At 66.1% G+C, this 12,845-nt stretch carries 10 protein-coding genes; 5 read left to right on the top strand and 5 right to left on the bottom strand.

All coding sequences use genetic code 11. The features are described 5' to 3' along the window. The first annotated feature begins 427 nt into the window (after positions 1–427). The 3 genes from HMPREF2826_RS04655 to HMPREF2826_RS04645 all read left to right on the top strand — a co-directional run bounded on the left by HMPREF2826_RS04655 (position 428) and on the right by HMPREF2826_RS04645 (position 3,313). Entirely contained in the window at positions 428–1,426 is a 999-nt protein-coding gene (locus HMPREF2826_RS04655; RefSeq protein ID WP_070639612.1) for an ABC transporter substrate-binding protein, read from the top strand. A gap of 100 nt (positions 1,427–1,526) precedes the next feature. Further along, positions 1,527–2,519 carry an ABC transporter permease gene (locus HMPREF2826_RS04650; protein ID WP_070639610.1) on the top strand — a complete coding sequence of 331 codons (993 nt, stop codon included), beginning with the start codon at positions 1,527–1,529 and terminating at the stop codon, positions 2,517–2,519. After that, positions 2,519–3,313: an ABC transporter ATP-binding protein gene (locus HMPREF2826_RS04645; RefSeq protein WP_070639608.1), complete on the top strand. Its 795-nt coding sequence runs from the start codon at positions 2,519–2,521 to the stop codon at positions 3,311–3,313. The genes HMPREF2826_RS04650 and HMPREF2826_RS04645 overlap by 1 nt, the downstream gene beginning before the upstream one ends. A 120-nt stretch (positions 3,314–3,433) precedes the next feature. Here the strand turns inward: HMPREF2826_RS04645 and HMPREF2826_RS04640 are convergent, their stop codons facing one another. The 4 genes from HMPREF2826_RS04640 to HMPREF2826_RS04625 form a co-directional block, all read right to left on the bottom strand. Beyond that, the gene (locus HMPREF2826_RS04640) at positions 3,434–6,100 is read right to left on the bottom strand and encodes a FeoB small GTPase domain-containing protein (protein WP_070639606.1); all 2,667 of its coding nucleotides are present in this window, start codon (positions 6,098–6,100) and stop codon (positions 3,434–3,436) included. Positions 6,101–6,325: 225 nt separating this feature from the next. After that, positions 6,326–6,565, bottom strand: a complete 240-nt coding sequence (locus HMPREF2826_RS04635) for a FeoA family protein (protein WP_058270043.1) — start codon at positions 6,563–6,565, stop codon at positions 6,326–6,328. 130 nt (positions 6,566–6,695) lie between these two features. Further along, positions 6,696–6,947: a FeoA family protein gene (locus HMPREF2826_RS04630; RefSeq protein ID WP_246824690.1), complete on the bottom strand. Its 252-nt coding sequence runs from the start codon at positions 6,945–6,947 to the stop codon at positions 6,696–6,698. A gap of 228 nt (positions 6,948–7,175) precedes the next feature. After that, entirely contained in the window at positions 7,176–9,947 is a 2,772-nt protein-coding gene (locus HMPREF2826_RS04625; protein ID WP_371440570.1) for a phosphoenolpyruvate carboxylase, read from the bottom strand. A gap of 188 nt (positions 9,948–10,135) precedes the next feature. Between HMPREF2826_RS04625 and HMPREF2826_RS04620 the strand changes: the two genes are divergently transcribed. Together HMPREF2826_RS04620 and HMPREF2826_RS04615 are read left to right on the top strand one after the other, a co-directional pair. Further along, positions 10,136–11,617 (top strand): lipopolysaccharide biosynthesis protein, encoded by a 1,482-nt coding sequence (locus tag HMPREF2826_RS04620; RefSeq protein ID WP_246824689.1) that lies wholly within the window; start codon positions 10,136–10,138, stop codon positions 11,615–11,617. Between the two features lie 132 nt (positions 11,618–11,749). Further along, the gene (locus HMPREF2826_RS04615) at positions 11,750–12,301 is read left to right on the top strand and encodes a glutathione peroxidase (RefSeq protein WP_058270041.1); all 552 of its coding nucleotides are present in this window, start codon (positions 11,750–11,752) and stop codon (positions 12,299–12,301) included. A 112-nt stretch (positions 12,302–12,413) separates the two neighbouring features. On the opposite strand, the gene HMPREF2826_RS04610 is transcribed toward HMPREF2826_RS04615, so the two are convergent. Beyond that, entirely contained in the window at positions 12,414–12,737 is a 324-nt protein-coding gene (locus HMPREF2826_RS04610; RefSeq protein ID WP_070639602.1) for a glutaredoxin family protein, read from the bottom strand. Positions 12,738–12,845: the final 108 nt, after the last annotated feature.

The raw sequence follows: 12,845 nt of genomic DNA, 5'->3' as shown, positions 1-12,845 counted from the left end.
CCCCTACCCCCAGACGCAGACGCGTCCCAGACATATTTACTATAGCGCAATCTTTTTTGAGAATCGGAGCCATCTTGCAACCGACGGGGCGGATATATTCCCACCCAAACACAGGTATTTGTGGAAAACGCCCCGCCTTCGGACAGTGGCCTCCCCTGCCGGCATCCCGCGTCACGGGCGCGGGCAGATCGAACATGACGACGTCGAGGCTGGCGGGCGGCGCGAGGCGGGCGCGGCGGTTTGCGCGGCAGTTACAACTCTGTTAGTAGATGCCTCTCACCCGTGCCGCCGACGGCAGTCAGGGCATAGGATGCAACTCATCAATGAGGCGCGTCCCGCGACGCCCGCAGCCCCGGCCCCATCCGGTCGATCCCGGGCTCGTCTGGCGCGGGCACGCGTCTTGGCGGCACACAGCAAGGAGTGACTCATGGACAACAAGCTCACCCGTCGCGACGCCCTCAGGCTCATGGGAGGCCTCGGCGCCCTCGGCGTCGCCCTCCCCGCCCTCTCCGCCTGCTCGGGAGCGGCCCCCTCGGCCGGCGCGGACGGGTATAGGATCGGCGTGCTGCAGCTGACCGAGCACGCCGCCCTCGACGCGGCGCACAAGGGCTTCTTTAAGGCGCTGGACGCGTCGGGCATCGCGTACCAGGTGGACGACAACAACGCGCAGAACGACCAGTCCGCCTGCCAGACCATCGCCACCAAGCTCGTGAACGCCGGCGAGGACCTCATCCTCGCCATCGCCACCCCTGCGGCGCAGGCGGTCGCGGGCGCCACCACCGACATTCCCATCATCGGCACGGCGATCACCGACTTTGCCGCCTCGGGGCTCGTGGCCTCCAACGAAAAGCCTGGCAACAACGTCACCGGCAGCTCCGACCTCACGCCCGTCGCCGAGCAGTTCGACCTGCTGGCAAAGCTGTTCCCTGCGGCGAGGACCGTGGGCGTCCTCTACTGCACCGCGGAGTCCAACTCAGACGTGCAGGTGAAGCTCGCCGACGAGGCGGCGGCCTCCCACGGCCTGGCCGTCACGCACTTCTCGGTCTCGAGCTCCAACGAGATCCAGCAGGTGGTCGAGTCCATGGTGGGCAAGGTGGACGTGGCGTACGCTCCCACCGACAACACCATCGCCGCAGGCATGACGACCGTCGCGATGGTCGCCACTGACAACGGGCTCCCCTTCATCGTGGGCGACGTGGGCATGGTCGAAAACGGCGGCCTGGCCACCTATGGCATCAATTACGAGGAGCTGGGCAAGCTCGCCGGCCAGATGGCCGTCAAGGTCCTCAAGGGCGAGAGCAAGCCGGCCGACATGCCCATCCAGCATCTTGACGTGAGCAAGTGCGCGCTCGTCTCCAACAAGAAGGTCGCCGAAAAGCTCGACGTGGACCTTTCCGTGCTCGGCGACAGCCAGACACAGGTATAGTGAACACGTAAAGTTGGCCAGGGGGCGCCTGTGGTCCGCACGACCGCCGGCGCCCTCCCTGCGCGAACGGGTCGCGGTAACAAGCCATTGGAGGAACCATATGCAGCTCGCCCTGATGGGGGCCCTCTCCCAAGGAATACTCTGGGGTATCATGGTCCTCGGCGTCTTCATCACCTTCAGGATGCTCGACATCCCTGATCTGACCGTGGACGGCAGCTTCGCGCTCGGCGGCAGCGTCGCGGCCGTCGCGGCCGTCGCCCTGGGGCTCGACCCCGTTGTGGGCGTGCTGCTGGGCGTCGTCGCGGGCCTCATGGCGGGCCTGGTGACGGGCCTTCTGCATGCCCTCTTTGACATCCCCGCCATCCTCGCGGGCATCCTCACCCAGATCGCGCTCTGGTCCGTGAACCTGCACGTCATGGGCAAGTCGAACGTTCCCCTGCTCAACGTGGACACCGTCTTCACGCGGCTGGCCGCCCTCCTGGGCGTGACGCAGGCCGCGGCCACGCTCGTCGTGGGCGTCGTCATCGCCGCGGCCACGATCGTCCTCATGTACTGGTTCTTTGGCACCGAGGTCGGCAGCGCGCTTCGGGCCACGGGCAACAACGAGGACATGTGCCGCGCCCTGGGCATCGACGTGCGCGTGACCAAGGTCATCGCGCTGGCCTTCTCCAACGGGCTCGTGGGCCTCTCCGGCGCGCTCATCTGCCAGAGCCAGAAGTATGCCGACGTCGGCATGGGCACGGGCGCCATCGTCATCGGCCTGGCCGCCATCGTGATCGGCGAGGTGTTGGGCCGCTTCGCGCCCGGCCGGCTCATCTCGTTCGGCAGCAGGCTCACCGCCGTGGTCATGGGCTCCATCGTGTACTTCATCATCCGCGCCGTGGTCCTGCAGATGGGCCTCGACGCCAATGACATGAAGCTGCTGTCCGCCGTCATCGTGGCGCTGGCGCTCGCCGTGCCCGTGGTCCTCGAGAGGCAGCAGCGCAGGCGCGCGTATCGCAGGGGCACGCCCGCCATGGGCGACGCCGGGGCGCGCGGCAGGAACGGTCGCGATGGCGCGCCTGCTCGACAGGGGAAGGGGGGCGAGCGCTGATGCTCAGGCTCACGGATGTCACCAAGACGTTCAACAGGGGCACCGTCAACGAGAAGCCCGCGCTCACCGGCGTGAGCCTCACGCTCGATGACGGGGACTTCGTCACCGTCATCGGTGGCAACGGCGCGGGCAAGTCCACGCTCCTGAACATGATCGCGGGTGTCTACCCGCTGGACGGCGGCACGGTCGAGCTGGACGGCGTGGACGTCAGCCTGCTCTCGGAGCACCGCCGCGCTCGATATTTGGGTCGCGTGTTCCAGGACCCGATGCGCGGCACCGCCGCCGACATGCAGATCGAGGAGAACCTCGCCCTCGCCAAGCGGCGCGGCAGGCCGCGCGGGCTGGCCTGGGGCATCACCCGCGAGGAGCGCGAGGACTACGCCAGGCGCCTTGCATCCCTCGACCTGGGCCTTGAGGACCGTCTGAGCTCCAAGGTGGGGCTGCTCTCCGGCGGGCAGCGACAGGCCGTGACGCTGCTCATGGCGACCATACAGAAGCCGCGCCTCCTGCTGCTGGACGAGCACACCGCCGCCCTTGACCCCAAGACCGCCGCTAAGGTGCTCAGCCTCACGCGGCGCGTGGTGGACGAGGACCGCCTGACCACCCTGATGGTCACTCACAACATGAACGACGCCATCAGGCTGGGCAACCGTCTGATCATGATGCACGAGGGCAGCGTCATCTACGACGTCGCCGGCGCCGAGAAGGCCGCCCTCACGGTGGCCGACCTGCTCCAGAAGTTCGAGGAGGTCTCGGGCGGCGAGCTTGCCAACGACCGCATGCTCCTCTCGTAGACATCCTTTCGCCCACGTGCGAAGGCCCCCGGCGCATCGTCGCCGGGGGCCTTCGTGTCTCGTGCCTCCTTCCGGGCGCCCTGCGTGCCCAGACTCGCCGGGCCCGCAGGGCGCGAGGGGCTACGCCGCCTCTCCCGGGTCGGTGAGGCTTGAGAGCACCTTCTCGTCCGGCTTGTCCCAGACAGGCGCGGGACGGAAGATCTGGAAGAGCATCGCGGCAAGCAGGACAAACGCGACGACCGTCCAGAAGCCGAACTGACCGAACGCCACCAGCTCGTAGAACTGGTTGATGAACAGGCCGATGACCCAGCCGAAGATGCACTCATAGGCGATGGCGAACGCCGTCCAGCGCGCCGACTCCATCTGCCTGCGGATGGTGCCCATGGCCGCGAAGCACGGAGCGCAGAGCATGTTGAAGGCGACGAACGCGCACATGGCACCCACGTGGAGCGTCCCTCCAATGGTGAACATGTTCGCAAAGCCCTGCCACATGCCCACGGAGTTCTCGGTGGCGCCGCCAAGGCCGTACAGGACGCCAAAGGTGGACACAAGGTTCTCCTTGGCGATGAGGGCCGAGATCGAGGATGCCGCCGCCTGCCAGTTGCCAAAGCCCAGGGGAACGAAGAGGAAGCTCAGGGCGCCGCCGAAGCCGGCGAGGATGGAGTAGTCCATGAAGCTGTCGGGCACTCCTTCCATGCCGGGCAAAAAGCCAAAGCCGCCGTCGCCGCCCTCCCAGCCCGCGACGCCAAAGTTGGAGAGGAACCAGATGCCCACGGCCGCCGCGAAGATGATCGTGCCCGCCTTCTTGACGTAGGCGCCGACGCGCTCCCAGACGTGCAGGAACCACGAGCGGACGGCTGGGAAGTGGTACGCGGGCAGCTCCATGACAAAGGGCAGGGGCTCGCCCTCAAAGGGTCTGGTCTTCTTGAGCATGACGGCCGAGACCACGATGGCTACGATGCCCATAAGATAGAACAGGGGCGCCACCCACCACATGTTGGAGCCCCCGGCGAGGACGCCCATGACCAGGGCGATGATGGGAAGCTTGGCCGAGCAGGGAATCATGGTGGTGAGCATGGCGGTCATGCGACGGTCACGCTCGTTCTCGATGGTCTTGGTGGCGAGCACGCCGGGGACGCCGCAGCCGGAGGAGACGATCATGGGGATGAACGACTTGCCCGACAGGCCGAAGCGACGGAACACGCGGTCCATGACGAAGGCGACGCGGCTCATGTAGCCGCAGTCCTCAAGGAAGCAGAGCGCCACAAAGAGAAAGAAGATCTGGGGAATGAAGCCGAGCACGGAGCCGACGCCGCCGATGATGCCGTCAATGACCAGCGACTTCACGAGGTCGGACGCGCCGGCGCCGTCGAGCAGGCCGCTCGCCGCGTTGGGCAGGGAGTCCACGAACCCCGGGTAGTCATGCTGGTCGGGCTCGGGGGTCTCGACGGCCTCCTTGAACTGGTCGAGGCTCACCGAGGGAATGAGCCCCTGCCTTTGACCCTCGTCGAGGATGGGGTTGCCGTCGGCGTCCTCCTTGGTGATGGCCTCCCCCTCGTCGTCCACGAAGTTGCCGTCCTCGTCGGTTATGGGCACGTCCTCGGCGGTCACGCCGGCGTCCTTTGCCGCCTTCATGAACGCGGAGATGGTGGCGACGTCCTCGTCGCCTCTCTCCTCCGCGTCGATGGCCTCCTGGACGCCATCGACATCGACGCCCGCCTCCTTGGCGGCGTCAAGATAGCCGCCGATCTGGTCGGCGTAATGATGCTCGTCCCATGCCTCCTTGGCCTGCGTGTAGTCCGCCGACCCCTGCGCGCTTATGAAGAAGCCGTCCGAGAAGAGATTGTCGTTGACCCAGTCCGTGGCGGGAGTTCCCACGGCGACCAGGGCAAACCAGTACACGGCGATCATGACGGCCGCGAAGATGGGCAGGCCCAGGACGCGGTTGGTGACCACGCGGTCAATCTTCTGCGAGGTGGTGAGCTGCTTGGGAGCCTTCTTCACGCAGTCGTCTACGACCGTGGCGATCCACTCATAGCGCTCCGAGGTGACGATGGACTCCGCGTCGTCGTCGCGGTCCTTCTCGACGGCCGCGATGACGACCTCGGCTCGCGCGCGCCTTGCCTCGTCGAGCCCCAGCTCCTGCAGGACCTCGGCATCGCGCTCGAAGACCTTGATGGCATACCAGCGGGCGAGCTCGGGCGCGCAGGCATCCCCCAGAATGGACTGGATGTCCTCGAGCGCCTTCTCGAGCTCGGGCGTGAAGCACGCGACGCCGCCTGGCGCCCTGCCGGACCTCCCGGCATCCACCGCCGCATTGACGAGGGCGTCAAGGTTGGTGTTGCGCAACGCCGAGACCTCGAGCACGGGAACACCGAGGCGCTCGGACAGAAGCTCGGCGTCAATCTTGTCCTTGCGCCCCTTGAGCAGGTCGCACATGTTGAGTCCCACGACCATGGGACGACCGGCCTCGAGCACCTGTGTGGCAAGATAGAGGCTGCGCTCGAGGTTGGTGACGTCGATGAGGTTGATGACGGCGTCGGGGCGCTCCTTCACGAGATAGTCCCGCGAGACGACCTCCTCCGGGGAGTAGGGCGACAGCGAATAGATGCCGGGAAGGTCTACGAAGATCACGTCGTGGTCGGAGCGCCAAGAGGCCATCTTCTTCTCGACCGTCACCCCCGGCCAGTTGCCCACGTAGCCGTTTGAGCCCGTGAGCTCATTAAATAGAGTCGTCTTGCCGCAGTTGGGATTACCAGCCAGGGCAATGGTCGTTGGTGCGGGCATTGCATCTCCAATCGATTCGTGAGTGGCCCTGCGATGACGGCGCCCGGTCGGCGACCGCATGTCACGGGCCTGCGACGGTCGTCGCAGACGTTCACAACTGCTCCCTGAGGACATGCCCGAGGGCATGCGTCTGTTAGCTCAGGATAACTAGGCGGCGAAAAAAGAGGGGCCGCAGCCCTCGTCACGCGCTGCCCCCTCTACCGGCGGGCGTGCGCCACGTCGCCCTCAGGCTCCCCGCCTGACGTCTGCGACCTCTATGCATCCCGCCTCGTCCTTGCGCAGGCTCAGCTCAAACCCCCTCACGGTGACCTCGATGGGGTCGCCCAGGGGCGCGACCTTGTGCACGAGGATCCGCGTGCCCTTGGTGACGCCCATGTCCATGATGCGTCGCTTGACCGCCCCCGTGCCACCCAGCTTGGTGACCGTGGCGGCCTCCCCCACCCTCACGTCCCGCAGACTCGCCATGTGTGCTCCCTTCGTCATACGCCGCCCGCAGGCGTCGCGTCGATACCGATTCAAGATGAGATTCGCCCGCATGACGCCGCGCGCGACTGGCCGCGGGGGCCGCGCGGAGCACGAGGGCGATGAGGATGACCTATGTCGTGATGATGCGCAGGGCCATGTCGCGCCCGAGGGCGATGCTGGATCCCTTGACGCTCACCAGGACGTCGCGGCCGGCACGTGCCACGACGTCGACGTTGGCTCCCGGGACAAATCCCAGCTCCTGAAGGTGCTGACGCAGCTCCAAGGCGCCCCTGACCTTGAGGACGCGCACCGTCGAACCCTCGCTGACCAGGGCAAGGGGAAGCTGCTCCCCTGCCGACCGCTGCTGCTGGACCGCACTCACACGCGCTCCGCTCCGCACCGCTTCCATGACGCACCCCCAGGTGACCGACGTGAACTCCGACAGGTGTTAGTAAGCCCTATCAAAAAGTATTATACGGTTTACTTCTGCGGACACAAGGGTAGAAAGGAATCTGCGGCAAACTTTTTTCGCGCGCCCCATGCCGAATGCGCCCGCGCCAGCAGCGCGGGCGCACGGGTGACGGCGCAAGATAATGTGGTCCTGCCTGCCTCAGCCGGTGTTCTGCAGGCCGGCGGAGACCCCGCTCACGGTGCAGAGAATGAGGTAGATGAACCGCTCGCGCTCCTCGGGCGTCAGCTTGTCCCCCCGCTCGCGCATGACCTTGAGCGCCAGCACCTGCGTCAGCGACAGCACGTTGACGAACGGCAGCCTCAGACGAATGACGGGCCCCAGGATGCGGCGGCTCGAGAGCGGCCACTCGTTGCCCGTGATGGACAGCACCCACGAGCGCGTGAGGGCCATCTCGTCAAGCACCTTCCGCGCGAGGTCCTCTCGCTCCCCCAACGCGAGGTACATCTTGGCCAGACGCTCGTCGGTCTTGGCCAGAGACATCTCGATGTTGTCGATGAAGGTCGTGAACAGCGGCCACTCGGCGTAGGCCTCCCTGAGACGGTCGATCCTGCCGTAGCTCTCGCAGGCCGTGCCAAGGCCATACCAGGCGGCCAGGTTCACGCGCGCCTGCGACCAGGAGAAGATCCACGGGATGGTGCGCAGGTCGTCCAGGGACGAGGCTCCCAGGCCGCGCTTGGCGGGACGGCTGCCGATGGGCATGAGTCCGATCTCGGACAGCGGCGTGACGGTGCCAAACCAGCTCACGAAGCCGTCCGTGTTCAGCAGGTCCAGGTAACAGGCGCGTGATCCCTTGTCCAGGGCGGCGGCGAGGTCGGCGTACTTGGCCGTGGACTCCGTGGTGACGTATTCGATGGACGGGGCGCTCTGCAGCAACGTGGCGCCGGCGACGGACTCCACGTGGCGCAGGGCCAAGGTGGGATTGCCGTAGCGGGCAAAGATGACCTCGCCCTGCTCGGTGAGCTTGAAGTGGCAGTTGACGGAACCCTTGGGCTGCGAGAGGACCGCGCGGTTCGCAGGACCGCCGCCGCGGCCCACCGCGCCGCCGCGGCCGTGCATCAGGACCAGGTCGATATTGTTCTCCTCGGCCCAGGCGGCGATGTTTGCCTGCGCGGTGTGCAGCACGAGCGTGGCCGCCGTGGGGCCCTCATCCTTGGAGGAGTCCGAGTAGCCCAGCATGACCTCGAGCCGGCGGCCCGTCTGGCGCAGGCGCCTTTGAACGGCGTCAAGCCTGATGATGCCGTCCAAGGTCTCCACCGCGTTCTCGAGGTCCTCGATCTGCTCGAAGAGGGGGATGACGTCGAGCGTGGGGACGTCCTCCTCGTGGGCAAACGCCAGGCGCGCGAGCTCGTAGACGTCGGCGACGTTCTGCACGCTCTGCGTGAACGAGATGATGTAGCGGCGCGCCGCCTTGACGCCGTTGCGCTTCTGGATGGAGCCGATGGCGCGGAAGGTGTCGAGGACCTCCCGGGTCATGGGGTCAAGCTCGCCCCGCTCGCCCCAGCGCCCGTGCTCGCGAATGTCGTCGAGCGCGCGGGTGTGGACGAGCGAGTGCTGGCGGAACTCCATCTCGACGAGATGAAAGCCGAAGGTCTGGACCTGCCAGATGAGCTTCTGGAGCGGCCCGTAGGCGGAGCGGACGGCACCGGCCCGCTCAAGGGAGCGCTGCACCACGAGCAAGTCCTCGATGAAGGCGTCGGCGTCCCGGTACATGAGGTCAGCCGTGCGCGTGATGGTGGCACGCAGGCGCTGCGCCATGACGATCATGGTGGCGCGATGCAGCTCCGAGGCGGAGACCTCCTGGGCGCGCGCCGTGATGGCCTCGCTCATCTCGACCTGATGGCTCCAGAGGTTGAGCAGCTCGTCCGACCCCTTCGTAGAGGTAGCGTCCAAGGTCAGGTTGCGACCCACCGCGTGAGTGGCGTCCGCCAGCGTCTCGAGCACGTGCACGCGGTACTTCTCCGCGACCTTGCGCGACACCCTTGCCGTCACGTAGGGGTTGCCGTCGCGGTCGGAGCCGATCCAGCTGCCGGGATGGAAGAAGGCGGGGCAGATGGGGCTGACTGTGCCGGCCTTCTCGCCAAGCTCCCAGTCGTCAAAGCGGCGGTACACCTCGGGAATCATGTCAAAGAGCGTGTTGTCGAAGATGTCAATGACAGTGTCGGCCTCCTCGACGGGGGTCGGCTTCTTGATGGCTATGGGCGAGGTGCGCAGCAGCGCGTCGATCTCCTGGAGCATCTTGCGCTCGTTCTCGCGCAGCGCGGCGCCCGCCAGCAGGGTGCGCTCCTCAAGCAGGGCCGAGATGCGACGGATCTTGCCCTCGACGGCCTTGCGACGCGCCTCCGTGGGGTGCGCCGTGAAGACGGGATGAAACTCCAGGCGGTTGAGCAGGGCCAGCGCCTTGCCGCGGCCGCACTCGTCTACAAGACGCCGATAGGCCACCGTGATGTCGTTGATGGGATCGATGTCGGCCGTGACGGGAACGACCCCCTCGCGCTTGCGCAGGGTGGAGACACGGTAGTTTTCCTCGCAGATGTTGGCCAGGTGGAAGAAGGTGGCGAAGGCGCGCGTCAGCATGACGGACGACTCGACGTCAAGGGATTCGAGCGCGCAGATGGCGTCCCTGACCGACTCGTCGGACGCAGACGGGCCCGTCTCCTCATCCCTGCGTGCGCTCACGTCGAAGGAGTCTGCCAGAAGGCGGTCGAAGGTCGCGCGAATCGAGGGGTCGTACTCAGTGAGGACCTTGCGCACGAGGCGCAGGAAGAGCGCGAGGTTCTCCTTGAGGTCATCGGGCACGCTCACCACGGAGACGGTCCTGCGGGCCGCGTCCTGCTCGGCGTCGGGTGCGCTCGCCCCCCGCCGCTCAACCGGGACGGACACCTGTTCTGCGTGCTGGCGTATCTGGGTCACTACACCCTCCATCGCTGTCGGACGAGCATGAAAAACGACCGTACAGTAGCTTAGACCCTCGGTCACGCCCTCGCCGACGATGACGGCGGGCGAAACCCAATCTTTACGCTTCCATCAACTCCCCGCACCGCGACGGCGCGTTAGAATGACAGTTCAGACCCTCATCCCGACCCGAGCGAGGAGCGCGTATGCCCCACCTTCCCTTTCGGCCGACGTCCGCGCGGCGTCATCTGGACATGGGGCGAGGCGGGCGCGAGGCCGCACGGGACACGGCGCCGCAACGGGCGTTTCGCTACGGCAGTCTCGTGACGCCACAGCCCCGCGAGAGGGACCGCGTGCGCTCGGGCCCGCGCCAGGCCTTGCTGGCGCGTCTTGCCAACCAGTGGTGGGACCGCCTGATCGCCGCCGTGTTCTCGGGCTCGCTCGCCGACCAGACGGCTCGCTACGCCGGCCATAGCACGACGCGCGACTATGCGTTCAACAGCGCCGGCCTGGGCATCTGGGGCTTTCTCTTTCCCCTGCTCACGATGGTCTCCTCGCAGCTCGTGGGCACCGAACAGGCGGGCATGTTCTCCATGGCCTTCGTGTATGCCAACCTCATCCAGTTCGTGGGCATGTACGGAGTGCGGACATATCAGGTGTCCGACGTCGACGAGGCCAACTCCTTTGGCGCCTATCAGCTCCAGAGAGTCCTGGCCTGCCTTCTCATGGCGGGGGCGGGATGGCTGCTGTGCGCCCTGCGCGGCTATGGGCAGGGTGAGATGCTCACCATCTGTTTGGGCACCTTCTCCTTCAGGGTCATCGACTCCATCGCCGACGTGTACGAGGGCCGTCTTCAGCAGCAGGACAAGCTGTGGCTTTCGGGCCTCTCCCAAGTGCTGCGCTGCGCAGGCGGCATCGTGGCGTTCTGCCTTACCCTCGTGCTGACCCGTGAGGTCGCGACCTCCTCGATGGCCATGGCGGGCGTCGCGGCGGCGTCCCTTCTGCTCGTCACGATACCCCTCACCTACTTCGAGACCGAGCGCTCGCGCGGCTGGGAGCTCGTGGAGGTCAGGCAGATCTTCGTCGACTGCGCCCCCACGTTCCTGGCGACGTTCCTCTTCTCGCTCATCGAGACCGTCCCCAAGTTTGCCATGGAGGGAAGTCTGCCCTACGACAGCCAGCTCTTCTTCAACGCCATCTACTTTCCGGCCCAGGGCATCGCCATGAGCGTGAGCCTCATCTACAGGCCCCAGCTCGTCCGTCTTGCCACCATCTGGTCAAACCCGTCGCACCGCAAACGCTTTGACCTGATCGTCATCGTGGTCGTCGCGCTGGCCGTGGGCATCACCGTGGCCATGGTCGCCTTCAACGCGCTCGTGGGCATACCCCTGCTCAACCTGCTGTATGGCGCCGACTTTGAGCCTCTGCGCAACCAGCTGTATCTCATGGTCGTGGCGGGGGGCCTCTCCGCCGTCGTCGACTTCCTCTATCAGATCATCACCGTGCAGCGGCGCCAGGAGCTGGCAAGCCGCCTCTATCTGATCGCGTTCGGCGTCTCCGTCCTTCTGAGCATGACGCTGGTGCGCATCATCGGGTTCGACGGGGCGGTCTACGCCTACGCGCTCTCGATGGCGGCTCTGTTCCTGCTGCTGGCATCGCAATACGTCGTCGTTCGCGTGCGGTCATAAGGCTCCGACGGCACATGACCATTCGCGGAAAGTTCGGCCTAGCCGCAGCGCAAAACGGGTATGTCACCACCAGGACGTAAATGATTGCGTCTAAGTATCATTTTGTTCACATCATTGACTTTGGAGGCTCGCATGGCAGGCATCTATGACTACACCGTCAAGGACCGCGAGGGCAAGGACGTCAACCTGGGCGACTACAAGGGCAAGGTCCTCTTGGTGGTGAACACGGCCACCGAGTGCGGCTTCACCCCCACCTACGCCGACCTTCAGAAGCTCTACGAGCAGGAGCACGAGAAGGGCCTTGAGATCCTGGACTTTCCCTGCAACCAGTTTGGCGAGCAGGCACCCGGCACCGCCGACGAGATCCACACCTTCTGCACCGGTCGCTTTGGCGTGACCTTCCCCCAGTTTGGCAAGATCGAGGTCAACGGCGAGGGCGCTGACCCCCTCTATGTGTGGCTCAAGGGCGAGAAGGGCTATGCCGGCTTTGACCCCAACCACAAGATCACGCCGATCCTGAAAGACATCCTCGGCAAGGCCGACCCCAACTGGGAGCAGAGCGCGGACATCAAGTGGAACTTCACCAAGTTCCTCATCGACCGCGAGGGCAACGTCGTCGAACGCTTTGAGCCCACCGCCGACGTCGAGGGCGTCGTGAAGCCGGCCGTGGAGAAGCTGCTCTAGAAGCCGCACGGCCAGGGCACCGCCGCCTCACGGGGAAGCAACGGGAGGGTCCGGCCCGGAAGGGCCGGACCCTCCTCATGTCAGACGCGCGACGTCAGGCGTGACGGCGCGCCTAGAAGCTGCAGCCGCTCCCGTCCAGCGAGCATGCCCCGCCCGCGGCGGACTCACCGCCGGCGGCGGGACCGGCGGGCTTGACGTCAAACTCCCTGCTCAGGAAGTCGATGATGTCCTCGGACTCATAGAGCGCCTGTCCGTCGACGAACAGGCAGGGAACCTGGCGCTTGCCGCCGTGCTCGATGAGGTACGCCCTGTCCTCGTCGCTCTCGTCGATGTCGTGCAGCGGCAGCTCGATGCCCGCTTTGCTCATGAACGACTCGACGCGCCGGCAGTAGGGGCAGGCGTCCTTGACGTATAGCTGGAGGTCCTTCGTGGCCATGGGCTCTCGCCTTCCTCGAGGCGCCGCGCTGACGAACGGGGCGGCGCTAGGTCTGTTGGGTCGAGTGTCGTATACCCCGCCGCCGGGCGCCCTAGCCCTCACAACACG

It is taken from the genome of Olsenella sp. HMSC062G07 (assembly GCF_001811895.1).
GTDB classification, from domain to species: domain Bacteria; phylum Actinomycetota; class Coriobacteriia; order Coriobacteriales; family Atopobiaceae; genus Olsenella_F; species Olsenella_F massiliensis.
The sequence above is the reverse complement of the archived record's forward strand: the minus strand, read 5'-3'. Positions and strand labels throughout refer to the sequence as shown.